We start from the raw sequence: 24,399 nt of genomic DNA, 5'->3' as shown, positions 1-24,399 counted from the left end.
AATGATTTGATTTTATCCCAAGATTGGGCAATACCCGGATCGGCTCCCGGGATTTTATCCATTTACTAACTGGAACCTGAAAGAAAAACAAAAAAAATGATCTTCGTCATTCTTGTAGCCATTGGAATCATTCTGATCGTCGCGTTTGGATCTTTTCTGATCCAGACCAAGAAAGACGCTTTTGAAAAAGCCCTCGCGCTGGCGGCTATGGGCAATTATGTCGACGCCCGAGTTATCATTCGGGACATCCTGGACAATTCTCCTTCCAACGTTCGGGCCCACTACGTGATCGCAAAGATCTATGCGATGGAGGGGGATACGACCAACGAAGCCCGTCATCTTGAGAAAATCAAAAAGATCGGAACCTATGAAAAGGGAATCAACGAGGTCGCCGTTTCCAATCGGATCGCGGACATCTACTATCAGCAAGATCTTTTTGAAGAAGCCTTGTTTCATTATTTGGATACGGTGCAGATCGATTCGGAAAACGCGGAAGCAAACGTTCGGATCGCCTTTATGGCCTTGGGTCAGAAAGAGTTCGGAATCGCGGATCGATTCTTAAGCAAGATTCCGAACGAAAAAATCAAGGTGGCTTCGATTTTTATCGGGAAAGGAGTGATTGCCGCGGCGCTTCGCAAAGGAAATCCGGTGGAATTCTTCGCAAAGGCGTACGAGCTGGATCCGGCTTCTCCGGTCGGAGGATTTCTCTACGCGCTGAGTCTGACTCGGGACGGAAAATACGACGAGGCGACTAAGGTCGCAAACTCGGTCGCGGATCTGATCGAAGACGATTACGTGCGTTATACGATCTTTCAATTCTTAATGTGCAATTATATTCTTCAAAAGAATTTGAGCGAGGCTCTGAAACACGCGAGGCTCTGTATGGAGATGGCGAGGAACAGCGGTTGGAAACAGGAGATGATCGACTCGGACGTTCACTTTTCCCTTCTCGCGGTGAAACTCGGAAAACTCGAAGAAGCGAGCGAATATCTCATCGAAGCCGAGTCGGAAAGAATCGACGACAAACGAATCATCGATCTCGCCAATTATAAATTCCAATTGGAAACAAAACGAGCCGACGCAAACAAAGCGGCGCAGAGCGGATTCTCTTTGGACGAAGAGATCGGAAGAATCTTCGGAGAACTTTTTCCGATGGAAAGATTCTACGAACTTTCCGGACTCAAATCCTCCAAATCGTTTCATATCAAGGGAATTATCGACGAACAGGGAAACAAACTCTTAGCGGACGTTTCCAAAATCGGAGTCGGAGTTCTGGATCACTATCGTCAACTCAAGGGAGTCGAGTTTAAGAATCTTTGCGTTCGAATCGTGATGGCTCTGAATTACACGGTAAGCCGGGAGGTTCCGAACAAGGAAGGGGACGGACTCAATCTGACGGGCTTAAATAAAACGGACAAAGAGACTAGGGCCCTTTTTAAATTTAGAAAGTGGAAGGACGCGAAGATCTCCGACATTTTTTTACGGGATACGATCGCTCAGTTGAAAGAATTGGGCGTGGACAAAGCGTTCGTCTTAGGAGACGCGGAGTTCACGGAAGGAGCCAAACGTTTTCTCACCGATAACCCGAGTCTTCTCACGGTTGTCTACGGAAAAGATCTCGAAGAGCTTTTGAAAAAAGCGCTTCGACTCGAAGCGAAGGGAGCGTAATTCGGAATCGCTCGATCTTCGAAGGTCCTAACCATCTATTATTAAAATTGAATCTCTTTATTCTCAAATACGAAGTTTGATTTTATGGGCCCGTTTGAAACCGGGCTCAGATTCGTACGGTATTCAATTCCGGAAAATTCTTGATTTAGAATCTACGCTCCAATCGAAAGCGCGAGTTCCAATTGATTGCATCGTATCACCTTCAATCCGGACTTTTGTCACGGAAAAACTAAAACACCGGATTCCGAAATCATATCTTTTTGTGATTCAGGAGAAGGGATCTTAAGTTCAAAAGATTCCGACTTTTTAGATTCGTATTTGATTCGGAAAAAACCGCGCAGACTTCTACCCGTTACAACAGACCATATCAAAAATCAAAATTTGTTTTTTCTCTTCGAACAATTCTTACCTGCGATGATCGGGGAATTCTCCGCGAACGACCGGTGATAATTGACGAACGAAGGATTGATCGTTCACGAGGCCGGCATTTCATGATAACAAAGGGAAACGTCTAAGAAAGACCCGAATTGTTCCGAACCGGTTTCCCTTTTTTGTTTTCCGATTTCTTATTTTCACATTCTTAGAAAACAAGGCCGTCTTTTTTGGGAGGATCGGATCTTATCGAAGAGTCCGTTCAGTCGATAAAAAAGAAAACTTTCGTTCGACTTTCAGGACGATTTTCAGAGACTGGACTCGTTCCCTGATTCTTCCGAGTTCAAATCCGTTATGATGCCCTTGTTCTCACATTCGATTCGAAAAATCGCCCGAGGATTTCTCTGGTTCGGGATTCTCTTGTCTTTTTCTTGTCATACTACTTCCGAGCAGGAATTGTTTCTTTCCCGAGGAGATCTCCAGGCTCCTGAAATTCTCGCCGGAAAAATTTTTCTCGCGGGTCATACGGGAGATCACAGCAAGGACACTCCTGAAATTCTTCTCTTAATGAAATCTTTGATAGATGATACGATCCGTAAGGATTTTTCCAAATTACCCGAACGAGTGGCTCCGAAGGACGGATTGCTTTTGGATCTCAAAGGGACTTGGACCCGGGAACAGATCGCAAAGGAACTTCAAAAAAAAGAGAATTATTTTCAGACTTACTTTTTCGATCGGGAACTTCTCAAAAAACAAAAGAACTCCGAGAACGTTAGAACCGTTCGGGATTTATTTTTACTTTCGGGCGGAATCGAAGCCGAGTTTTATTACGAAAGTTTGACGGAATGCGAATTGAAACTCAGATTCAAAGATAACATAGAACTGGAGAAGGAACTTCTCAATCCATACTTTAAGAAAGTGCAGGGAAAATGGTATCTTCACAGAATGTTCTAACCAACCGCAGTAAAGAATTCTTTGTTATGAACAAAGTTTTTTCCGGAGACGGAGAAAGAGAGAATTCTTTTTCTCCGAACTTTCATCCGTTCCGATTTCTCAAAACCGTTTTGGTCTTGGGTTTTTTGAGTTTCGTTTCCTTTGTGATCGCCCCCGTTCAAGCGGAAGTGATCCCTTTGGAATCGACTTCCGCGACCGAAGAGGATAAAAAGAAAAACGGCGTTTCGGATAACGATAAATCTCTTTCCGCACCTTTGGACGCGACCGAAAAACAGCCCGCTCCGACTTCTTCGATTCCGGTTACGTTTTCCGGAAAGATCATAGACTGGGACGTGGAACGACTGACCGAGTATGCGGTTTCAAACAATCCGCTCTACTTATCCGAAAGACAAAACATGGGAATCGAAAGAGGAAAGGTGATCACCGCTTCTCTTTCGAGAAACCCGATCATTCAGTTTCAACAGCAATTCATCGGAGTTCCCGGCGGAGGATCCTCGAGCCCGAACGTTCTCGGACAAAACGGATCTCAGGGCGGAAGCACGGAGATCGCTCCCGCGATGTATCAGGACTTGGACGTCTACGGAGTCATCTCCTTGCGCTCCAAAGTCGCAAAAAAATCCTTCGAAGCGGTCTTGGGAGAATTTGAAAACTTCGACAGACTCTTTCGTCTTCGTCTCAGGCAGAACTACTGGGCTTATCTCTTCCTAACTAATTTAGTAGATTATAATAAAGAATTTTACGAAAACTACAGCGACCTTCTCGAACTCACTAAGTTTCGGGTCGAAAAAGGGGACATTTCTCCTCTCGAATTCGAAAGACTCGAGCTTGAAAGAATCCAGGTGGAAAAGTTTTACAGGGACGCCTTGGTTCGAAGACAAATCGTCGAAAAAGAACTCCGCATTCTTTCCGGAATCCGGGAATCGGAAGGGGTTTTCGCGTTCAAGTCGGAGATGAAATTTAAATCCCTGGAAGATCTCGGATTGCGATTGAAGGATTCTTCGGTAGCCGCGATCCATCGTCCGGACATCGCCGCACTCGAAGAAAGGGTCAAAGAGAAAAAACTCAATATCGATCTTCAGAGAAGGGAAAGCCTCGGTTATCTCCAAGTCGGCGGAGAATGGAGAATCAAGGGAAACGAACACTACGCGGGCGTTTTTGCTACGATTCCTCTTCCGATCAACGATCGAGGACAGGGAAAAGTCCTCTCCGCCAAAGAAGAACACAAGAAGTTCGAACTCGCCCTGGAAGCGAAAAAGAGGGAAGTCAACGAGGAAATCGAGGCTTCTAAGAAGGAACTCCTCGCGCGAGAAGATCTTCTTGCAAAGTACGAAAGAATCAATCTATTACAAAAAAACAAGCAGTTAGAACAAAAATCCAGGATAGCTTATGTCCGTGGTGCGTCCGACCAAGTGACCTTTCTCCAGGCCGAAAAGAATTATCTCACGGTCTTGAGGGATTACTACGAAGTGTTGTATCTCTATTACAACGCCGTGGAACTCTATAAGGCCGCGGTCGGTAAAAAAACAGAGAGGGATTAAAAATCCGTCCCGGAGATTTGTATGATCAATTTCTTGAACCGCTATAAAACTACGATCGTTCTGCTCGCAGTTTTAGGAGCGGCCTATTTCGGTTACAAAAAATTCTTCTCGAAGAAAGCCGACGAGAAGAAGCCGGTCGCCGTGAGCAAGAGTAGGTTCACGGTCTCGGAAGAAATTCTCAAACGGCATCCGCTGAGCGTGGTTACTCTGAGAGAAGTCGCTTCGGTGGACGAGGTCGCGCTTCCGGGGAGAATTTCCTACGACCCGGAAAGTATGGCGAGAGCAGGTTCGACGGTGGAAGCGAGGATCAAAAAGGTTCTCGTGAGAGAAGGAGATCATGTGAGCCAAGGTTCTCCTCTTGCGATTCTTTCTTCCGTGATGCTCGGAGAAGTGGAAGCCTCTTATGTGAAGGCGAGGGCGAGTTTGGAAGCTCTGAAACTGCAGGCGGATCGCGCGAAAGAACTCTTCGATATGAAAGTGACTTCCGCAAAAGATTTTGAGTTTGCGAACATGCAATACAAAACCGCGAAGACCGAAGTCGAAACGACTCGGATCAAACTCGAAAACTACGGACTCACTCCCGGAGAAATCGCCGGAATCGAAAGAGGGGTTTATGTTTCCTCCAATCTGGTTCTTCGAAGTCCGATCAATGGAGAAGTCACCGAAAGAAAAGCGATCCAAGGTCAACAGGTAACGCGCAACGAAGATCTATTCACGATCGCAAATCTTACGAACCTGATGGTTCTTTTGGAAGTTTACGAAAAGGATATCGGTTCCATCTCCGAAGGCGCAAGCGCGATGATCTATCCTCTGGGCGACGAAAAATCTCCGGGAATCAAAGGAGAAGTCGCGTATGTAGGAACGGTTTTGGACAACGTCAAAAGAACCGCAAAATTAAGAATCATGGTTTCCAACCGAAACGGAAAACTCAAACCCGGACAATCCGTGACCGCCAAGGTGAAAGGAATCGTCGCGAACACCGGATCCGAAGCGAGAAAAACCCTTCCTCTCGAAGCCGTGCACGAAATCGAAGGAAAGTCTATGGTCTTTGTCCAGAACGACGACGGAAGTTTTGAGGCGACCGAGGTTCTCACGGGAGAAACGGTGGGAGACGAAGTGATCATCAAGTCCGGGCTCAGAGACGGGGCGCAGGTCGTTTCCAGAGGATCCTTTATTCTAAAAAGTGAATATTTGAAACTCTAAGGAGAAGGGCGTTTTCGAACGTCCCATTCTACCCCTTCCTTTTTACTATTTTTGTGTTGACTTAGCATTTATTCACTACTAAGTTGTTTAGTATGAAAGACCTGACAGACAAGCAACAGGCTGTTCTCACATTCATTACCGGCATCATCAAGGAGCGGGGTTTTCCGCCGACGATTCGAGAAATCGGAGACGAGTTCGGAATTACCGCAAAAGGCGCCTACGATCACCTCAAGGCGATCGAAAAGAAAGGATATCTCAAAACCGCCAAGAATCAATCCAGGGCGATCGAACTCATCCGTCAGAGTCCTTTGGAATCTCTTCCCGTTCAGGCGACGAGTATTCCCGTGATCGGTCGGGTTGCGGCGGGTCTTCCGATCTTTGCCGAGGAAAACATCGAATCCTACATCCCCGTTCCGGACGAAATGGTTGGATCCAATGTTCCGACTTACGCGCTTCGGGTTCAGGGAGATTCTATGATCGACGCGGGGATCAACGACGGGGACATCGCGATCATTGAAAAAAGAGACATCGCGCGAAACGGGGAGATCATCGTAGCCCTCATCGAAGACGAGGCCACTCTCAAAGTATATTACAAAGAACAGGACCAGATTCGTCTCGAAGCGAGAAATCCGAAATACAAACCGATCCGCACAAAGAAGGCGACGGTGATGGGAAAGCTCGTCGGACTCTATAGAATTTACTGATTGACAGAGGAAGAAACTCGACTGAAACTTCGGACAGAGTGTTTCAAAGAAATTTCTTCCTCTCCATTCTTCTTCTCCTCACCCTCCAATGCAGCGCGCAAAAGACCGAAATCACCGATGGTGATGTAAAGCGGGTTTTGGAGAGAGTCAGCATCGCGAGAATCAACGCGAACCTCAAAGCCACTGCGGGAAAATCGGCTCCGAACGATCTGACATTTTTTCTCGAAGCGTGTTCAGTCTATCGATTGAATCCCGATAAAGTACTGGAACGACTCAAAGAAAAAAGCCCTGCGCTGTATGAGGCCTTAAACAAAGAATATGAAAAATAAAGAAAGAATGATCTGGATCGGAGTTGTCTCCTTTCTCAGCTTCGCACTCATTCTCCCGACCGGAACCGTAAAAGGAATTTCTAAAAATGGAGAATCCTATCTCCAGATTTTCCACGAAGTATTATCTTATATACAAACCGACTACGTAGAATCCGTGGACGAAGAAAAGCTCTACGTAGGAGCGATCCGAGGACTCATCTCCTCTTTGGGGGATCCCCATTCTCGCTTTATGGATAAGGATGATTTTTCCCAGCTCCAAGAAGAGACGAGAGGAAGTTTTGGCGGCCTTGGAATGGAAGTTTCTTTTGCCGACGGAGCCATCGTCGTCATTTCTCCGATCGAAGATACGCCGGCGATGAAAGCGGGAGTTCTTCCTCAGGATCGAATCGTGGAAATCGACGGAAAGAAAACCAACGATCTTTCTCTTTCCGATTCCATCAAACTGATGAGAGGAAAAGTAGGAACTTCCGTTAATATCAAAATTGAAAGAAAGAATCAGAAGGAACCGATCAATCTCACGTTAACCCGGGAGATGATTAAGATCCGGTACGTACGATCTTCGTATTTGGAAAAGGAAAAGCTCGGATATATCAAACTCAATCAGTTCATGGGAAAGGATAGCACACTTACCGAATTTAAAAAAGAACTGAATTCCCTCAAAGAAAAGGGTGCGGAAGGACTGATCGTGGATTTAAGAATGAATCCCGGAGGACTTTTGGATCTCGCGATTTCTCTTTCGGATCTTTTTCTAAAGCCGGACATGGATATCGTTTCCGTGAGAGGGAGGGGAGGAGAACTCGTCCGCGTTTTTCGTTCTACTCAGGCGAACGATAAGTTTACCAGTCTTCCTCTCGTCGTTTTGATCAACGAAGGATCCGCGAGCGCTTCCGAAATTTTTGCGGGCGCGATGCAGGATCATGGAAGAGGAAAAATTCTGGGGACCGTTTCTTTCGGAAAGGGTTCGGTCCAAAATATCTATCCGCTTTCGCATAACACGGGTATTGCGCTCACGATTCAAAAGTATTATACTCCGAGCGGGAAGTCGATTCACGGTAAGGGAATTCAACCGGACGTCGTAGTAAAATCGGTGGAACCGACCGAAGACGATCGATTCTACATCAGAAAGATGGCGGAGAAAAAAATGCTCGAAGCCTTTCTTGCAAAGAATCCCGCTTATTCCGAAGCCAACTTTCTTCTTTTTGAAAAGTATCTGACTGAAAAAGGAATCAAACTTTCCACGGACGTCGCCAAATTCTTATATAAAACTAGAAGCGTTCAAGAAGGACAGAATGGAATTCTGGATTTGGAATTGGATCCTCAGATGAGAAAGGCGATCGAAATTCTTACCGGTCCCAAAGAGGGAGAAAAGAAAATACAGACCCAATGATCGGATTTTCCCCGCTTAATAAGTTAAGGTAAAAAACGATTTTAAAAAAGTCTTTGTAGGAGTTCCTACAGAGACGTTTCGATTGCAAAATTATGATTTTATGATAGAGCAGAATCTCCCGATTTTTCCTTACGACTTGAAGCAGAGAGAGCAGCGTCGCGCGGAATTCTCTAAATCCGCACGAACCCAATCTGAATTTTTATCGGAGTTCCGACTCAAAGGGAAGATAACTTTATACTTGCAAAAATTATGTTTTTATGATAGAGCAAAATCCTCCGATTTTTTCCCGCGAGCCCGCTTCCTCCGCCCCGCATGGCGCCCCATAGGAAGCGAAGCGCCTAGTTTCTGGGCGGGGGCGCGCGCCTTTTACGGAGGTCTGTCGTTGTTACGACGGTCCTCTTCAAAACTCAATTCATTTGTGGGTCGGGATCTCTCATGATCGGAATCGGAATCGAAACCAGTTGCGACGAAACTTCGATCGGGATCGTCCGCGACGGAAAAGAAAATCTAAGCCTCCGGATTTTCAGCCAGATCGACCTCCACAAGCCTTACGGCGGAATCGTCCCCGAAATCGCTTCTCGAGCGCATTTGGAAAAAATCAATCTTCTCCTGGAAGAAGCGATGGAGGAAGCGAAGGTTTCCTTCGAAGAACTTTCCTATGTCGCCGTGACTTCCTCACCCGGCTTGACCGGTTCCCTGATGGTCGGAGCTCAGATGGCCCGTTGTATCCAGATGGTCTACGGAACACCGATCTTACCGGTCTGTCATCTTCAGTCTCACTTCGCCGTCCTTCACTTAGAGGGAGTTCCCACAGAATTTCCGGTTCTCGGTCTTCTCCTTTCCGGGGGCAATTCTGCAATTTACAATTTGAAAGAATTTGGAAGAATGGAACTGGTCGGTGATACGATGGACGACGCTCTCGGAGAAGCCTTTGACAAGGTCGCCGGTCTTTTGGATCTTCCTTATCCCGGCGGCCCCTACATAGAAGCCAAGGCCGCAGAATACAAACCGGCGCCGGACGAGAAGCCGATTCTTCCCCCGCTTTTGCGCAATCTTCCTCAGGATCAGGTCTCTTTTTCTTTTAGCGGGCTCAAGACCGCTGTGATGGTCCTTCTTGAAAAGCAAAAAGATATTTCCAAAGAACAAATCTGTTGGAATTTTCAGAATTCGGCTTTTGATCTCGTGGAAAGAAATCTCAAACGAGCCGTTTTAAAAACGGGGATTCGAAGGGTTTTTGCCGGAGGAGGGGTGCTTGCAAACTCCACACTTCAGAAACGATTGCAGTCTTGGGCGGAAAGGAATTCTGTGGAACTTTTTAGCCCGAAGAAAAAAATTTATTGTACGGACAACGGGGCGATGGTAGCTACACTGGGATACTATTTGTTCCGGAAAGGTTACAAAAGAGATATTGATTTTACCGTAAGTCCCTCTAGACAGGAGATCTTTTTATGAAACTCAAACTCGGCTGGGTTCCCAATACAATCACTCTTGGAAATCTCACGATGGGATTTAGTGCGATGCTCGTCGCCTCCGAAGCCGGAACAAGAGGCGGAAGCGAATTGCAGGCATATACGCTTGCAGGATTCTTTATATTGCTTGCGGCTCTTTTCGACGGATTGGACGGAATGGTCGCGCGAGCATTGAATGCGACTTCCGAGCTCGGTGCGGATCTCGACAGTCTCGCGGATCTCACCGCCTTCGGAATCGCTCCCGGATATCTGATGTATCAGATGGTTCTTTCGGAATACAAGATCGACGTCTTCGGAAAAGAAGATCTTTTCCCGATCGGTATGCTCATAGCCGCGATCTTTCCGATCTGCGCCGCATATCGACTCGCGAGATTCAACGTCGCCCACGATCCGAAATCTTTTACGGGACTTCCTTCCCCGGTCGCCGGAGTTACGGTCGGATTTTTTCCGATTTTTTTAAACGCGAACTCGGCTCCTCATTGGCTCACGATCATCGGGTTTGTATTGATCGCGATTCTGATGGTATCGAACATACGTTATTCGAAACCGCAAGCCGCAATCAAATCCAAACTCAATCCTACGAGAATATTTTTGTTGATCGGAGGAGTTACACTTCTTCTCGTTTCGATCGGACTCAATCGTTGGCCTTGGCTTATCTACGGATTGATTTTCTTTTATATCTTTTCGGGAATCATGACCTTTCTCATCCATCTCATTCAGGAATTTAGAGTGAAACTCGACTAGAGTTCCGTAACTTGCTATTTCTCCGAATTGAAATATTAGAGATTCGTAATTTACCCTAATTTTTTTCCGAAAAAAGGAAAGCCTACGTTACCTCAAAAGAATATTCTCAAGAAAACGGGAGTAGCGGACTTTCAAGTCCGGAAAATACGAGAGTCGGAGAAATATTGGTTTTGAAAAAACCAATTGGAACCAACACGATTCAAAATGGTTCTTTTGTAGGAGTTCCGACAAAAATTCGGAGAGAATTTTACTTGTAAAAAACCTCATTTTCTGATAGAGCAAAGTCACCCGGGGTTTTCCGCCTCCCACCCCTCCACCCTAAATTTGGGTGGGGTGCGCGACGTTTTACAGAGGATTGTCGTTGTTGCGACAGACTTTTCCGAGGATTCAAACCATTCTCAAATAGAGTGATTCGTTTGAAACGGTTCTTCCACCAAAAAACTTAAGCTTCTCCGGACGAACCTCGTTAAAGCTCTCCCCAAAAAACGCAGGAGTTCCCGCAAATTCCCCGCGTTCGCGGTTCAGAATCGTTTTCGGAAGACGGTTTTTCGTTTAGGAAGCTAAGCCAAAAACGTAAGACGTAGGAACTCTCACATCCTCTATTGGACGAAAGAAGAGCGGTAAGAAAAAGAAGCAAAAAATTGAACCGTTGCACTTCTCGAAAATCCATAGAGTATATTCGAATTTTATAAAGTAATGTATTTTTTTCTCCCGGTGTTTTGGAACAAGTTTACGATTCGCATAGGTGTTCCTACTTTTCCGGCGTTCGCTTTTGGTGAATTCGAAAGTCTTAATTCAAGAGTTAAAAAGGAAATTGAACCTGAAGATTGATCCAGATCCCGTCGCTTTTATTTTCTTTTTTTCGAGAGTGACTGACCGTAAAAGCGATGTAAGGCGAAAGAAGCCTCAGACGAAACGAAGAATTTCGATCGGTGAAGATCAGACTGGTTTCATCCCTCGCGGTCCTCGCCTCGAAAAGAGAATCCGTTTGATTCCCTTCTTTCTGAAATAAAAAAGCGCCTTCCAAATTCCAGGATTCATCCAGACGAAAGGACCATTTCCCTTCCGTGATCGAATCGCCGTTGGTTCTCCATTCTTGACCGGCCTCGATCGAAAAATTCCTCTTTTGAAGGGAATAGTAAAGACCTCTTCCCAAAGTTTCCGAAGAACCTTGGTTGTAGTTTCGGAGCGAAAAAAGAATTCCACCGAATTCTCCGAAATAAAGAGGAGCCTTTCCGCCGACGATCTGCCAGCGCCGAAAATCGGAAGAAGTCGGCTCCGCAGAATTCGGAAAAAACGCCGGAAAAGGCGCTTCAACGGGAAGAGATTTTTTCCAAGCGCGGATCCATTCCAAAGAAAAGTAAGAATGCGAAGTGATTCCAAAACGCGCCAGAGAAGCCTTTCCGTCGAGTTCTCCGCGGTCCGGATCGATCGCGAAAAGATCCCGGCCTTTCCCCCGATAACCGGTCGCTCTAAATTCGGAGTCCAGCCTCTGCGAAAAGACCGAAGTATAAAAAGTTCCGTCCCATTCTTTTTTGATTCCGAATGTTTGGATCCGGGAAACGATCTTAGGGCCCGGGAGATCGAAGTTTTTCGACTTAAAATCGAGGGACGCATAATGGGTGCCTAGTTCAGGAGCATAAGCAAATTCGAATATTCTCCGCGGAGAAATTAGAAAATAACCGCCGCGTTTACGAGCTTCGGCTTCGGAATAAAAGGAACCGAAGGCCCAGCCCGCAAATTTTAAATGGACGAACGCGGATCTATGGATCGCTTGTTCGATCTCGGGAAGAGCCGTGTAAAAATCGTTGTCCCGCAAAAAATAAAAATTCTCCAGAGGACGAAAACGATGGCCGGCGCTCGCTCTTCCAAAACGATTTTCCCATTGAACGGAAAAAAACGGACGACCGTCCCTCGTTTCGAAAAAAGCGTATCGGCACGAAGGAAATTCTTCGCTCGGTTTTTTGAGTTTTAACGGACAATTGGAGGTCTTAAAAAACCAGTTCTCTTTTTCGTTTCGGAGATAACGGGAATTATAGGTTTCAAAGGTCGCTCCGATCCTGGATTCTTCGGAGAAAATTAAAGGCGGAAACGCAAAAAAAAAGATTCCCAAAAAGACTTTCCAATAAAAAAGAAGAATAGAATATTCTAAAAAAAGAATGTGTTTTCGGCGCGAATCGGAAATCCTCCGTAAATTGTATGCGAGTTCCCGAACCGGAGGCCCTAGGTGAAAACCCGATTTCCGGAAAGCGAGGATTTGTGAGAAAGGACGATCGCCTGCAAGCCGGCTTCGAAAATCGAAAGCGAGCGGGGATGGAGATATTTGAAACCGAAGAAAGGAAAACATCAGGAATTTCCCTTTTTCAAAGTTTTCGAAGTCGGATTCTTTTTTCTCAAAAGAAGGAAAACTTTGTTTTTGTCCTTTTCGGAAAGGGAATCTATGAATTCAAAAAATTCTTCGCGTGCGCGAAAACTTTCCCTAGAAATTTTTAACGCGGAGTTTAAGGAAAATCCGGCCGACAAAAGTTCCTCGGTCGAAAGGGAAAAGACGGCGAACGGAGGATGTTTTTTTCTTTCGAAATTCTTCTTAGGCTCCGGATCCGACTTTTCCGCGTTTCCGACAGGATCAGGAATATTCTGAAATTCAAATATTCCGGAAATAGAATGTTCATTGCTTTCCGTTCCTTCGCCGGAGACGGAAGCCTGGAAACGATCCCAGGAAAAACCGATCCCGAGAAAAAAACGGTCTTCCGTCCGCGTTTCGTTCCAAGTCCTGGAAACTCCCAGAAAAAGTTTGATTTCCTTTTCCAGAGGAGAATGGAGTAGAATCGAAACGTTTTCGAAATCTCCGCCGCGTTTCCCGAAAAACTGAATTTCTTGTTTTCCGGAAAATTCCAAACGGGTTCCAAAAACAAAAAGATCGATTTCTCCCCTTTCCCAACCTGCGAACCAGGAAATACAAAATCGATCTTCGAAGGAAAGATAAGAATATTCCAAACCGGAAAACGTCCGATGGAACGCGCGATTCTCCCTCGCCGGAATCCTTTCGTTTTCGTAGAGAAAATTTATTTTCCAGAGATGTTTTGAATTCTTCCGGAAGAATGGGACCGAAAGTTTCGCCCCATAGGAAGGGAGGTTTTCCTTTTTGGATTCGGAGAGAATTCCAAAAACCAAAGAAGAATCGGGTTTTGCGGAAAAGAAAAACGGACTCAAATCTCCGGAAGAATTTTCAGCGGAACCGCTTTCTGCGCGGATCGCAGAATACAGAAAAAGAAAGGGAATGAGGAACCGAAGCCCCCTCATTCCCTTTCCAAGTTCTATGCTTTGAGTTTTCCCCACACCGGAGACGGTTCTCGGGTCCGAAGGGTCGGGGCGGAAATTCTAAAAAAAAAGTAAGGAATGCCTTAAAAAAAAATCCAAATGCAAACGTTTTGTCCGGGGGAAACGTTAAGATAAAGAACAGAAACGGAGGAAAACCACGGGTTTTATTACTCAAGATCATTCTGGATTCTAAAATCGAAGGATTTTAAAAAAATGGAACGTTTTTTGTTGACATTTACTAATGTTTTGAGTAGTATATACATATCCGTTAAGTGGAATTATTTGTGGTTTTATCGGTTTATGTCGTCTAATTTAATAAGAATGGAGAGAAGACTATGATCATTCGATCTCTGCAAGAATCAGCAAATTACCAGAGAAAACGTGGTGGTCTCGCAGGCGCTGGCCCTAATTGGAGGGAAAGAAGTCGTGCGGGAGAGTCCAATCTGAAATCCTTCGCGGATTATCTGGAAGAAGCGTTTGAAGGGGAAGTAGTTCAACAGGGAACCTGGTTTGCAGATTCTTTGTCTGAACTCAGTAAAAACAACCTGAAGCGGATTTGAAGTCTGGCGGAAAACTCTCGGAAAGGTTGAGTCCTTTCCCGGATCCCAGAGCGCGCATAGCGTACGAAGCCGAATCCCTGCAAGATTGGGAACTTTTGGCGGTACTTCTGGGAAGGGGAAATCGGGCTCAACCGATCGACGAGCTCAGCCGGAGCATTCTGCATCACAGTCGAGGACTTGGTGGACTTCTGCAAAAGAAAGTTTCGGATCTAATGCAGGTTCCGGGCGTCGGTCCCGCTAAGGCTACTACGTTACTCGCCGCGGTAGAATTCGCAAGACGCCTCAAATGGGAAGCCCTCAAAGGAAAACGTTATTCTTCCGAACATCTCATCAACTATCTTTCCACCAGTCTCATACCTAAAAACAGGGAATGTTTTGTTCTCATTACGCTTTCGCCGGAGAGGGCCGTTTTACGGGCCGAGATCGTTGCGGTCGGAAGTTTGGAAGAGGTGGGGGTACAAACCAGAGATCTTTTGAAGATCATCTTAAACGATGCGGCTTCTTCCGTCATCATTGCACACAATCATCCCGAGTCGAGTTCCAGACCGAGTAAGGACGATATTTGGATCTATAAGAATTTCAAAAAACTTCTGGGATCGCTCGGATTGGAACTCGTAGACCAGTGGATTTTTGGAATTGACGGGATCTATTCCTGTAAGGAAGGTAAGGTTCTTCAGGCTGAAACGAAGTGTTGAAAAATTTACCGATTCTTTGGATTTTAGTAAGGAGAGATTACGCCTTACAATTTGCCGGAAGCTCCCTCGGAATCTCCTGGATGCTCGTCCAAAACATCAGCATCATTCTCATCTACACGATCGTATTTTTGTTCTTACATCTCAAAGGGAATCCTGAATCCGCGGTTGATTTTATAGGCTACGCGTTCAGCGGTCTCCTTTTTTGGGTTCCTCTTCAGGAATATATGATTCGCGGAACTTCCATCCTCACCGAAAATCGTCAATTGATCAAAAGATCTCCTCTGGGTCCGGAAATATTTCTTTGGATTCCGTTCGTTCAGATGCTCGTTCATTTTCTTGTGACCGGGATTCCCGTTCTGATCGTTCTTATTATATTCCAAAAATTGAATGTGTATTTATTTCCGCTTTCTATCTTGGTGATGTTCGGGGTCGGTTATCTTTTGTCTTTTGTGCAGGGATATTTGGCGAGGGCTAACGTGATTCTTCGCGACATTACTCCTTTGATTCGGCTGATCTCCCAATTCTTCTTTTGGTCTTTGCCGATCCTTTATTTATCTTCCGGTTTTTTACATTCGATCAACGTCTGGAATCCTCTTAACTTTCCGTTGGAGGTTTTTCGTTTTGTTTTGTTAAACGACTTCGTCCCGGTTTTCCACTGGAAAGAATTTCTTCCGTATCTGATTCTATTTCCCGCCGTCGGGATTCTCTGCCGTTCAAAATTTCATTCCGTGATCCTGGACCATCTTTGAGCTTAAAAGTAGAAAATCTCAATAAGGTCTATAACGGTTTCAGCGGACCTTTCAAAAGAATTCTCAACGTCCTTACGCTCGGTTTTTTCGGGAACGACGTGCGGTATAACGCTCTCAAAGACGTAGGCTTTCAGGTGAAACCCGGAGAAATCGTCGGTTTGATCGGAAGGAACGGAGCCGGAAAATCCACGCTCTTAAAGGTTCTTACGGGTGTTTCGTCTTACGCGTCCGGAAAAATCACAAAAACCGGATCGCTTCGTTCCATTTTGGAACTCGGAGTCGGATTCAATCCCGAACTTTCGGGAGAGGAAAATCTCTACTACAACGGTCTTGTCTGGGGACTCAGTCCGAAGGAGATCTCGTCTTCGATGGACGAAATTTTCGAATTCTCGGGTTTAAAAGAATTTAAGAATATTCCAATAAAGCAATATTCTTCCGGAATGGTGATGCGCCTCGGTTTTGCATTGGCCACGTTTTCAAGACCCGATATTCTGATCGTGGACGAGGCCCTCGCAGTCGGGGACGCGAGCTTTCAACAAAAATGTCTTCACCGTTTCCGTTCTTTTCAAGAACAGGGAACCATGACCTTGATCGTGAGTCACGATCTCGAACTTCTGAAATCCGTATGTTCGAGGGTTTTGATTTTGGAAAAGGGCAAACTCGTTTTTGACGGAGATCCGGTGGAAGGATTTCGGGAATATATGCAGATCATTGCGGATTCCGGAACGGGAGAAGAATCGATTCTTCCCTTACAAAAGGATTCTCCTTTGGAAAATCTTTCCCTGAGTTTGAAGTATAAGGGCCAGATCAATCCGAAAATTCTTCCCGTAGGCGCCGAGATCGAAATCGAAGTCGGAGCTAAATTTAGAAAAGACATTCCGGATTTGACGGTGGGTTTTCATATCGACGACGCGAGAGGGATCCGCGCGTTCGGAACCAACACGTTTCATCTCGGTAATTCTTTGAAAAACGTCAAAGCGGGAGAATCGGTTACGGCGAACTTCCGACTTCCTCTCAACTTTTCGGCGGGAAAATATTCGCTTGGTCTCGCTTTGCACGAAGGGGACAATCACGTAGGAAACAGTTATCTCTGGAAGGACGGGATTCTTTCCTTCGAATTGGAACGTCTGGATCTTCCCAAATTCGAAGGCGCGGCTTGGTTGCCGGTAAAGAGCAGTCTCAAAAAAGACGTTTGATCCCGATTTATTTTTCTTTCTAAGCCCGGAAACTCCGGAATCCTGGTTCTCAATATGAAAGTTTGCGTGATTGGAAGCGGTTATGTCGGCCTTGTTGCAGGCGCTTGTTTTGCAGAATACGGAAATCAAGTGATTTGCGTCGATAAAGACGAAACAAAGATCTCAAATCTCAAAAAAGGAATCATTCCCATCTATGAACCCGGTCTTTCCGAGCTCGTTTTGAACAACGCCAAGGAAAAAAGACTCGAGTTTACCACTTCTCTCAAAGAAGGAGTGGAAAAAACGGACCTCATTTTCATCGCCGTGGGAACTCCCACGCTTCCCGACGGTTCTTCCGATCTTTCCGCGGTTTTCGCGGTCGCGAGAGAAATCGGGAAATCGATCAACGGCTACAAGGTCATCGTTGATAAATCCACGGTTCCAGTCGGAACTGCGGCGCAGGTCAAAGCGATCATCGCAAACGAAACAAAAGAAGAATTCGACGTGGTTTCCAATCCCGAATTTTTAAAAGAAGGCGCGGCCATAGACGACTTTATGCGCCCCGAAAGGGTGGTGATCGGTTCCGACACGCAGAGGGCCGGGGACTTGGTCGCGCAACTCTACGCTCCTTTCGTATTAAACGGAAATCCGATTTTAAGGATGGGGGTCGTTTCCGCCGAACTCACGAAATACGCGTGTAACGCTTTCCTCGCGACAAAAATTTCCTTCTCGAACGAGATCGCCAATCTCTGCGAAGTCGTGGGAGCCAACTACGAAGACGTCCGCAAAGGAATGGGAACCGATTCTAGAATCGGGAGACAATTTCTCTACGCGGGAATCGGTTACGGCGGATCCTGTTTCCCGAAAGACGTTCGAGCGCTGATCAAAACTTCCGAAGACGAAGGCGCTCCGCTTCAGATCATCCGCAAAGTCGAAGAAGTCAACGAAGCGCAAAAGCTCAGACTCTATGAGAAAATCGTAAAGTTTTACGGAGAATCGGATCTTTCCGGAAAAACCTTCGCGGTCTGGGGACTTTCCTTCAAACCGGGAACGGACGATATGAGAGAAGCTCCGTCGATTCCTCTTCTCTTACAGCTTCATGATAAAAACGTTAAGTTGCAGGTTTACGATCCGGTCTCCAAGGAAACTTCTGCGACATACTTTCAGGGAAAGGTGGAATATTCGGCGGACGCTTATTCCGCTCTCAAGGGCGCGGACGCTCTTCTTCTTCTCACCGAATGGAGAGAATTCAGAGAACCCGATTTCGGAAAGATTAAAACATTATTAAAATCGAATGTGATCTTCGACGGCAGAAATCAGTATTCTCCGGAGCTCATGAAAAAAGAAGGGTTTCAATATTTTTCGATCGGTAAGCCGAACGTTTGATTTTCGGACTTGGAAGAAACGAAGGTTCGCCGGCGTTTTCTTCCTAAGATTTTCCTGACGGATCTCGATCGGGTTCTAAATTTAGCTTTCGGATAAGAACCTTTAGAAAAATTGAATATACGGATGATTTTTTAGTATATTCAATTTCGGATTAAGTCCGTTTGCGATCTTTTTTAGGCAGAATTCTTTGTCGGAACAATCGATCGCAAAATAAAAGAGAATCCTGTTTTACAGCTTATCTCAAAAGATTCTTTTACTTTGTTAGAAAGATCTATCTGCGAGAACCTGTCCCAATTTTGGAACACGTCCTCTTACAATTTGAATTTATCTGCGTGAGTTCCCGCAATTTACGTCGTATCGATCTTTTGGCGAGATTCAATCTTGATCCATCTTGAAAATCCGTGTGAGTTCCCACGTTTATTTTTTAGAAAAAGATTCAATCGGGTCCCAAAGACAGGCTTCCCGCCGCCTTCTGTCCGAACAAATTCTATCGAAATAGAAACGAGACGTTTGATTCGAAGAAATCGATTTGATCCAAAGCGATCGAATTTCCAAAAGAAAGTCCGTTCGAATAAGTGAGAGTGGCCGTAGCCCTCCCTCCCACGCTTAGATTTTGATTACCTGGACCGACGGAAGGAGTATTTTTAAAAAAATGAACCTTACCTTTTCCTGCCTGCGAAGCTCCGGTCGCGATCGGATCCGGAGCCGATACGAGAATATCGGACAATCCGTCTCCGTTTACGTCCTGAAGAACGGAAAAAATGCCGAAGTTCAGGCCGGCGGATTCTCCACCTAACACTGCAACGGCGGAACCGCCGGAGCCTAGGTCCGTGTTTGCGATTCCGCTCGTTCCCGCGCTTTGAAATAAATAGACGTTTCCAAAATTGGCGGAGCTTTGATAGGCCCCGACGATCAGGTCGGCAAATCCGTCCCCATTTGTGTCGCCTGCGGACATGGAAGCGCCGAAGCTACAATTGTTTCCGGCGTTGCAAGTGGAAAGTGCGGGGCCGAACAAAGTCGTGTTAGGCAAATTCGAAAAAGGATTTGCGGAGCCGCAATTGGAATGATAAACGAAAACAAGCCCTCTGTTCGTGTTGTAACCTTGTGCGGTTGTTGCGAGATCCGCGCAAGAATCTCCGTTGAAATCCGCGAGCTGAATCATGGAACCACCGTAGCTACAACCGCCTCCGGGAGGACATTGTGCGTTAGGCGAAACCAAATACTGAGGAGTCTGCGGAAGAACTCCCGCATTCGAGATATAAATATAAATTCTTCCTTGGTTGCTGTTGAATGTAGGAGCGCCCACGACAAGATCCATATATCCGTCGGCGTTGATATCTCCGACACTGGACGTTTGTCCGAAGTTATCGGCGGCGCCTAAGTGTTTGATGTCGGCTAACGCACCGGCGCCTAGGTTTTTGGAAGGAACACCGGACGATCCTTGGCTGTAAAAAATATATCCGACGCTGATCCAGGGAGAAGTAAGAATCGCGTCGTCATAACCGTCGTTATTTACGTCTCCACCTAACACCATTGATCCGAGTCGTTCCCCGCCGTTCTGTCCTTGGATCATCGTATTGTACGAACCGCCGGATTGTAAATTTTGACTTCGGATTCCGTTTTGACCGGCGCTGTGAAAAATATACGCGGCCCCGATGGTCCCGAACGCCGGATAGGCTTGTGATCCGATAAGCATATCCGCATAACCGTCCCCGTTAAAATCGCCGGCGCTGATTCTGTCTCCGAAATAGGTTCCGCCCGCTTGCCCGTCCGTAAGAATCGAGTCCGGAGTGGAAGAGGGCATCCCCGTATCTCCGTGGCTTAGAAAGACAACGCCGTAACCTACGACCGAGTTGCTCGGAGAAACCGAAAGGATCACGTCCGCAAAACCGTCCCCGTTCGTATCTCGATTATTTCCTTTGATCACATTCACGATCTTTTCGCCGAAAGCGTTTCCGAACGCATCCACAGCTTTCACCGAAATTTTGTGTTTCGTTCCCAACTTCCAAAACGATCCCGTGACCGCGGGAGCGGGAAGCTGGTATCTCCAACTGGAAATCCCGTCCACTGATACTAGGGTTCCGGGAGCGTCGTCTAAGGAAACATACACCGAGGGTGTGAGCGCCTTCCCCACTAAAAAACCGGATTGTACAATAGAATAATTTACTAAATTAGAAATTGTGACCGCGTTTTCGGCGTATAAGAATCCGGCAAGAATGCCGCTCCAAAAGAATCCGAGAGAATCCTCTTTCGGACAAAGTGTGTTGTTGATCTTTCCTAAGCATTCCACCGGAGGTTTGTAAAAAGGGTTGGACCAGCAATTGATCAAAGACGCGCTTAAAAGAATGAAAATAAAAAAACGAAGAATGGAAACGCATAACCCGGATTTGATTACATTGGAGAATTTCACTTTGCCTTTCCTAAGATACAACTGCTCTTCGATTTGAAGAGCGAGGAAAGAAAAAAAAGTCTTCTTATAAAAAAATATTAAATTTTAGAAAAAAATCAGCGTAGAACTTACGTTAGTTTCCGTGAAAATCAGGATCTGTTTCCTTTTTAAGCAGATCGACGGGTTGCCTCAAAGATACTCTTATCGGAGAATCCGGATTCTATTTCCAATCGTTAAACGCGGATTCAGGATTTGGTCCCGAATAATTCCAGTGACCCATTTTTCTTCCCTTTCTTGCTTCCGTTTTCCCGTAGAGATGAAGACGATAATGAGGATTCTCTAATGTTTGGCTCCAGAGCTTCGATTCCGGTTTATAATCTTCACCGAGAATATTCTTCATCGTTACGGATCTTACCGGAATTTCCTTCGGAGCCGGAAGTCCGCAGAGAGTTCTCAATTGAAGAGAAAACTGAGAGAGGGAACCGCAGTCCTGACTAAAGTGTCCGGAGTTATGAGGTCTGGGAGCGAATTCGTTACAAAGAATCCGATCTCCTTGGATGAAAAACTCGATCCCGAACACGCCGACGTAGTCGATCTCTTCAGCCAATTTTTTCGCGTAGTCGACGAGATTCTTTTCCACATCCGGAGAAAAATTTCCGGGATGAAAGGTAAGGTCCAAGATATGATTTTTATGAACGTTCCGCGACGGGCGAAAGTTTGCGATCGTTCCGTCCTGAAATCTGGCAAGAATAACCGACGCTTCCGAAGTAAAGGGAAAAAACTCCTCTACGATATGATTCGGATTCTTTAGAGAGGAAAGGGCCTGTTCCAATTCTTCTTTTGAATTGCATTTCACTTGTCCCTTTCCGTCATAACCCATCGTATTCGTTTTTAAGATACAAGGGAATTTCACCTTCGTAGGAGTCTCGCTCTTTTCTGATTCCGTAAAAACGGGAAAAAAATTTACCGTGGGAATATGCGCTTCTTGAAAGGCGGATTTTTCCTTCCACCGATTCTGGGCGATCCGGATACAGTTCGCCGAAGGCCGAACGATCAGATCGGAATTTTTCTCGAATTCCTCGACGACGGAAAGTGCAATTTCCGGAATATTCTCAAATTCGAATGTAAGCGCGTCGATTGATTTTAAAAAAGTCAAGAGCGCTTCTTTGTCTTCGTACTCCGAGACGAATTCTTTAGCTCCGACTCCCCCTGCCGGAGAATGTAATTCGGGAGAATAAACCGATACCTCGTATCCGCTTGGAATCGCTTCCAGCGCGAACATTCTCGCGAGTTGACCTGAACCCATCACTCCGAGTTTGGCCCCCGGAAGAAGAACTTTTTTTTGCGTCACAGAAGATCCTTATTCTTGGAAAGCGCGTCTTCGCGGATTTGATCCCTATATTTGGAAAGTTTTTCCGAAAGTTTCAAATCCTGAAGAGATAAGATTCGGATCGCGAGTAGAGCCGCATTCTTGGCGCCGGCTGCTCCGATTGCCAAGGTTCCTACGGGAACTCCGCCCGGCATCTGAACGATGGAAAGAAGGCTGTCCAATCCATTCAACGCTTTGCTCTGAATTGGAACGCCTAACACTGGAAGTGTGGTCATGGAAGCGACCATTCCCGGAAGATGAGCGGCTCCTCCGGCTCCCGCGATGATAACTGAGTATCCGGCGTCTTTCGCAGTTTTAGAAAATTCCAACATAAGCTCGGGAGATCTGTGCGCGGAAACGATTTCTTTATGAACGGAAATTCCGAAATCCTTGAGGATGAGTTCGGCTTCCTTCATCGTTTCCCAATCGGAATGACTTCCCATAATGATTGCAACTTTCGCGCTCAAGTTTGTTTCTCCTGCGTTAGATATTTCTTTCGGATAAGAGGTCTGCAAGTACTAAACGGGAAGACGTTCCACGAAACGTTCCAGTTGGATTCCTCTCGAAGCCTTTGCTAAAACGACGGCGGATTCGGGGACTTTTTCTACAAAGGTCTCGACGAGTTCCTTGAGACCGTCCTCCGTTCCCGGAAAATGAAAGGAGAATTTTTGCGGGTCCGCACGTTTGCTGAATTCTTCTTGGATCCATTTTGAATCCTGTCCGAAGGTAAAAAGTCCTTTTAGGTTTTTAAATCGAATACAGTGTTTTCCCAATTTTTTATGAAACGCAAAAGAATGTTTTCCCAATTCTTTCATGTCTCCTAAGACCGCGTAGAATTCTTTTCCGTCGGCGAGCTGATCCGCGACTTCAAGAGAGGAAATCATAGATTCGTAATTCGCGTTGTATGTGTCGTTGACGATCGAATACTTTCCGTTTTGAAGATCGAGACGTTTGTTGCCGGATCGAAAGCCGGAAATTCCCTCCGAGATCCATTCCTCCGGTGTTCCGATCGTTTTCAGACATTCGACCGCAAGGGCCAGATTCCCGAGGAGTTTTTCTCCGGGAAGATTCCAATCTATCTTTTTACCTTTGTAATCGAGGACGAACCCGAGAGGTTTTTTTTCTACGATCTTGAAAGTTTTTTCCGGTTCCGTTAGAACCAATTCTCCGTGGTGTTTTCTAAGTTTCTTCTTTAGGATTTTTGAATATTCTCCGGAGTTCGGGAAAAAAAGTTTTCCTCCGCTGGGAAGACCTTCGACAACCTCGGCCTTAGCTTTCGCAATATTTTTCTGGCTTCCCAAAAACTCTATGTGTGCGGTTCCGATCGTCGTTATAATCGCTAGATCCGGTTTTGCGATCGCGGAAAGTCTGGAAATTTCCCCCTTGTGATTCATTCCCATTTCACAAACGACGATCCGGGTTCCGTTCGTGATTCTAAAAAGCGTGAATGGAAGTCCGATCTCGTTGTTATAATTTTTTTCAGTGACGACTAACGCGTCCGAGCCTATATTCCGGAGGCAATTCCCCAGAAGTTCCTTTGTTGTAGTCTTTCCACTTGAACCCGTTACCGCGATGAGAATCGGCCGAAACCGCGAGCGATGAAACGCGGCGAGGCCACCAAGAGCGAGTAACGTGTCTTTTACCGGAATCGCTTTCCGTTCTTCTTCCGAAGAAAGTTGCTTGCGGAGGGGATGATCTTTTTCGATCAGAAAATACGATGCGCCTCTGGAAATTGCGTCTCTTATAAATTCATGTCCGTCTCGGTTTCCCCGGAGCGGAACAAAAAGAGAACCGGCTTCCGCTTCGCCGGACGCGGTCGTGATATTGGTGATCTGAACATCCTCTTTGAACCAAGTATCATCCTCTGTTCCCAAGACTCGCCGGATCGTTTCCGGATCGTAAAAGAAGTCTGCCTTCATGGGTCCAGGATGTGGAGGGAGAATGATTTGAAAATTCTATTTTTTGAAAGAGGAAGGCTGATTTTCTCGGGAACCTAGTCGTCGATGTTTCTCGAGTTTTTTAAAGAGATATTTTTGAGAGAATTTGCGTTTAGACGAAGTTCGTATAAACGCCGAATTTAAAAAAGAATACGATTTCCTCCTTAAATTCGTAGTCTCACAGCCGGGATTTTCCGTAGCCCTTTATATAAAAAAAACGGGTTGTAAATTTTTTATGAAAAGGAACCGATTTGGATTCAATGACGATCGTTAGAATCAGCCGAAAGAGTTTCGTTCTCTCAAAACAAAAGCAATTAGACGAAGTTCGTATAAACGCCGAAATGATGAAAGATCGGAAGCACGTATCTCTTTCTACGCGGAATTTTCCACTGTTCGTATAAACGCAAGAATTCGGAAGCGGGCGGTTCCAGTCCCCGATTTTCGGTTAAC

At 45.8% G+C, this 24,399-nt stretch carries 21 protein-coding genes; 15 read left to right on the top strand and 6 right to left on the bottom strand.

All coding sequences use genetic code 11. The features are described 5' to 3' along the window. Positions 1–96: 96 nt before the first annotated feature. The 10 genes from CH376_RS00585 to pssA all read left to right on the top strand — a co-directional run bounded on the left by CH376_RS00585 (position 97) and on the right by pssA (position 10,368). On the top strand, positions 97–1,668 hold the full coding sequence (locus tag CH376_RS00585; RefSeq protein ID WP_100785715.1) for a tetratricopeptide repeat protein: 1,572 nt from the start codon (positions 97–99) through the stop codon (positions 1,666–1,668). A gap of 186 nt (positions 1,669–1,854) precedes the next feature. Beyond that, positions 1,855–2,115, top strand: coding sequence for a DUF5615 family PIN-like protein (locus CH376_RS24770; protein WP_338063554.1), 261 nt, complete (start codon positions 1,855–1,857; stop codon positions 2,113–2,115). Between the two features lie 282 nt (positions 2,116–2,397). After that, positions 2,398–2,994 (top strand): hypothetical protein, encoded by a 597-nt coding sequence (locus tag CH376_RS00575; protein WP_420843512.1) that lies wholly within the window; start codon positions 2,398–2,400, stop codon positions 2,992–2,994. Beyond that, on the top strand, positions 2,970–4,532 hold the full coding sequence (locus tag CH376_RS00570) for a TolC family protein (protein WP_100785717.1): 1,563 nt from the start codon (positions 2,970–2,972) through the stop codon (positions 4,530–4,532). The genes CH376_RS00575 and CH376_RS00570 overlap by 25 nt, the downstream gene beginning before the upstream one ends. Before the next feature lie 21 nt (positions 4,533–4,553). After that, positions 4,554–5,735 (top strand): efflux RND transporter periplasmic adaptor subunit, encoded by a 1,182-nt coding sequence (locus CH376_RS00565; protein WP_100785718.1) that lies wholly within the window; start codon positions 4,554–4,556, stop codon positions 5,733–5,735. A 92-nt stretch (positions 5,736–5,827) separates the two neighbouring features. After that, positions 5,828–6,439 (top strand): transcriptional repressor LexA, encoded by a 612-nt coding sequence (lexA, locus tag CH376_RS00560; protein ID WP_100785719.1) that lies wholly within the window; start codon positions 5,828–5,830, stop codon positions 6,437–6,439. A gap of 38 nt (positions 6,440–6,477) precedes the next feature. Beyond that, a complete protein-coding gene (locus CH376_RS00555; RefSeq protein WP_100785720.1) occupies positions 6,478–6,768 on the top strand; it encodes an LA_1448 family UV-C exposure upregulated protein in 291 nt (96 codons plus the stop codon). Then, the gene (locus tag CH376_RS00550) at positions 6,758–8,155 is read left to right on the top strand and encodes a S41 family peptidase (protein WP_100785721.1); all 1,398 of its coding nucleotides are present in this window, start codon (positions 6,758–6,760) and stop codon (positions 8,153–8,155) included. The genes CH376_RS00555 and CH376_RS00550 overlap by 11 nt, the downstream gene beginning before the upstream one ends. A gap of 435 nt (positions 8,156–8,590) precedes the next feature. Next, the gene (gene tsaD / locus CH376_RS00545) at positions 8,591–9,607 is read left to right on the top strand and encodes a tRNA (adenosine(37)-N6)-threonylcarbamoyltransferase complex transferase subunit TsaD (RefSeq protein ID WP_100785722.1); all 1,017 of its coding nucleotides are present in this window, start codon (positions 8,591–8,593) and stop codon (positions 9,605–9,607) included. After that, positions 9,604–10,368 carry a CDP-diacylglycerol--serine O-phosphatidyltransferase gene (gene pssA / locus CH376_RS00540; protein WP_100785723.1) on the top strand — a complete coding sequence of 255 codons (765 nt, stop codon included), beginning with the start codon at positions 9,604–9,606 and terminating at the stop codon, positions 10,366–10,368. The genes tsaD and pssA overlap by 4 nt, the downstream gene beginning before the upstream one ends. Positions 10,369–11,170: 802 nt before the next feature. Here the strand turns inward: pssA and CH376_RS00525 are convergent. Together CH376_RS00525 and CH376_RS00520 are read right to left on the bottom strand one after the other, a co-directional pair. Further along, positions 11,171–12,625, bottom strand: coding sequence for a hypothetical protein (locus CH376_RS00525; protein ID WP_420843511.1), 1,455 nt, complete (start codon positions 12,623–12,625; stop codon positions 11,171–11,173). 89 nt (positions 12,626–12,714) lie between these two features. Continuing rightward, positions 12,715–13,707, bottom strand: coding sequence for a hypothetical protein (locus CH376_RS00520; RefSeq protein ID WP_100787903.1), 993 nt, complete (start codon positions 13,705–13,707; stop codon positions 12,715–12,717). 317 nt (positions 13,708–14,024) lie between these two features. On the opposite strand from CH376_RS00520, the gene CH376_RS00515 reads away from it, so the two are divergent. The 5 genes from CH376_RS00515 to CH376_RS00495 are packed head-to-tail and all read left to right on the top strand — an operon-like array spanning position 14,025 to position 18,254. Next, complete coding sequence (locus CH376_RS00515) at positions 14,025–14,249, top strand: LIC12298 family protein (RefSeq protein ID WP_069608165.1); 225 nt, start codon at positions 14,025–14,027, stop codon at positions 14,247–14,249. Continuing rightward, a complete protein-coding gene (locus CH376_RS00510) occupies positions 14,246–14,944 on the top strand; it encodes a JAB domain-containing protein (protein ID WP_100785728.1) in 699 nt (232 codons plus the stop codon). The genes CH376_RS00515 and CH376_RS00510 overlap by 4 nt, the downstream gene beginning before the upstream one ends. Then, entirely contained in the window at positions 14,938–15,693 is a 756-nt protein-coding gene (locus tag CH376_RS00505; protein WP_100785729.1) for an ABC transporter permease, read from the top strand. The genes CH376_RS00510 and CH376_RS00505 overlap by 7 nt, the downstream gene beginning before the upstream one ends. After that, positions 15,690–16,889 carry an ABC transporter ATP-binding protein gene (locus CH376_RS00500; protein ID WP_100785730.1) on the top strand — a complete coding sequence of 400 codons (1,200 nt, stop codon included), beginning with the start codon at positions 15,690–15,692 and terminating at the stop codon, positions 16,887–16,889. The genes CH376_RS00505 and CH376_RS00500 overlap by 4 nt, the downstream gene beginning before the upstream one ends. A 54-nt stretch (positions 16,890–16,943) precedes the next feature. Continuing rightward, positions 16,944–18,254 carry a UDP-glucose dehydrogenase family protein gene (locus CH376_RS00495; protein WP_100785731.1) on the top strand — a complete coding sequence of 437 codons (1,311 nt, stop codon included), beginning with the start codon at positions 16,944–16,946 and terminating at the stop codon, positions 18,252–18,254. 487 nt (positions 18,255–18,741) lie between these two features. Here the strand turns inward: CH376_RS00495 and CH376_RS00485 are convergent, their stop codons facing one another. The 4 genes from CH376_RS00485 to CH376_RS00470 all read right to left on the bottom strand — a co-directional run bounded on the left by CH376_RS00485 (position 18,742) and on the right by CH376_RS00470 (position 23,931). Next, positions 18,742–20,664 carry an FG-GAP-like repeat-containing protein gene (locus CH376_RS00485; RefSeq protein WP_243394730.1) on the bottom strand — a complete coding sequence of 641 codons (1,923 nt, stop codon included), beginning with the start codon at positions 20,662–20,664 and terminating at the stop codon, positions 18,742–18,744. Between the two features lie 199 nt (positions 20,665–20,863). Beyond that, the gene (locus tag CH376_RS00480; protein ID WP_207767179.1) at positions 20,864–21,994 is read right to left on the bottom strand and encodes a 5-(carboxyamino)imidazole ribonucleotide synthase; all 1,131 of its coding nucleotides are present in this window, start codon (positions 21,992–21,994) and stop codon (positions 20,864–20,866) included. Next, entirely contained in the window at positions 21,991–22,479 is a 489-nt protein-coding gene (purE, locus tag CH376_RS00475) for a 5-(carboxyamino)imidazole ribonucleotide mutase (RefSeq protein WP_100785839.1), read from the bottom strand. The genes CH376_RS00480 and purE overlap by 4 nt, the downstream gene beginning before the upstream one ends. 51 nt (positions 22,480–22,530) lie before the next feature. Then, on the bottom strand, positions 22,531–23,931 hold the full coding sequence (locus CH376_RS00470; protein WP_100785732.1) for a UDP-N-acetylmuramoyl-tripeptide--D-alanyl-D-alanine ligase: 1,401 nt from the start codon (positions 23,929–23,931) through the stop codon (positions 22,531–22,533). Positions 23,932–24,399: the final 468 nt, after the last annotated feature.

Origin of the sequence: Leptospira adleri (genome assembly GCF_002811985.1) — a bacterium.
Lineage (GTDB): Bacteria > Spirochaetota > Leptospiria > Leptospirales > Leptospiraceae > Leptospira > Leptospira adleri.
This window is presented reverse-complemented; position numbering and strand designations above follow the sequence as displayed.

Excerpts from the sequence above, each read along its gene's own strand:
- CH376_RS00570 (WP_100785717.1), top strand. The coding sequence starts at position 2,970 with ATGGTATCTTCACAGAATGTTCTAACCAACCGCAGTAAAGAATTCTTT.
- CH376_RS00575 (WP_420843512.1), top strand. The coding sequence starts at position 2,398 with ATGCCCTTGTTCTCACATTCGATTCGAAAAATCGCCCGAGGATTTCTC.
- CH376_RS00515 (WP_069608165.1), top strand. The coding sequence starts at position 14,025 with ATGATCATTCGATCTCTGCAAGAATCAGCAAATTACCAGAGAAAACGT.
- CH376_RS00495 (WP_100785731.1), top strand. The coding sequence starts at position 16,944 with ATGAAAGTTTGCGTGATTGGAAGCGGTTATGTCGGCCTTGTTGCAGGC.
- CH376_RS00550 (WP_100785721.1), top strand. The coding sequence starts at position 6,758 with ATGAAAAATAAAGAAAGAATGATCTGGATCGGAGTTGTCTCCTTTCTC.
- tsaD (WP_100785722.1), top strand. The coding sequence starts at position 8,591 with ATGATCGGAATCGGAATCGAAACCAGTTGCGACGAAACTTCGATCGGG.
- CH376_RS00470 (WP_100785732.1), bottom strand. The coding sequence starts at position 23,931 with ATGAAGGCAGACTTCTTTTACGATCCGGAAACGATCCGGCGAGTCTTG.
- CH376_RS00565 (WP_100785718.1), top strand. The coding sequence starts at position 4,554 with ATGATCAATTTCTTGAACCGCTATAAAACTACGATCGTTCTGCTCGCA.
- CH376_RS00585 (WP_100785715.1), top strand. The coding sequence starts at position 97 with ATGATCTTCGTCATTCTTGTAGCCATTGGAATCATTCTGATCGTCGCG.
- lexA (WP_100785719.1), top strand. The coding sequence starts at position 5,828 with ATGAAAGACCTGACAGACAAGCAACAGGCTGTTCTCACATTCATTACC.
- pssA (WP_100785723.1), top strand. The coding sequence starts at position 9,604 with ATGAAACTCAAACTCGGCTGGGTTCCCAATACAATCACTCTTGGAAAT.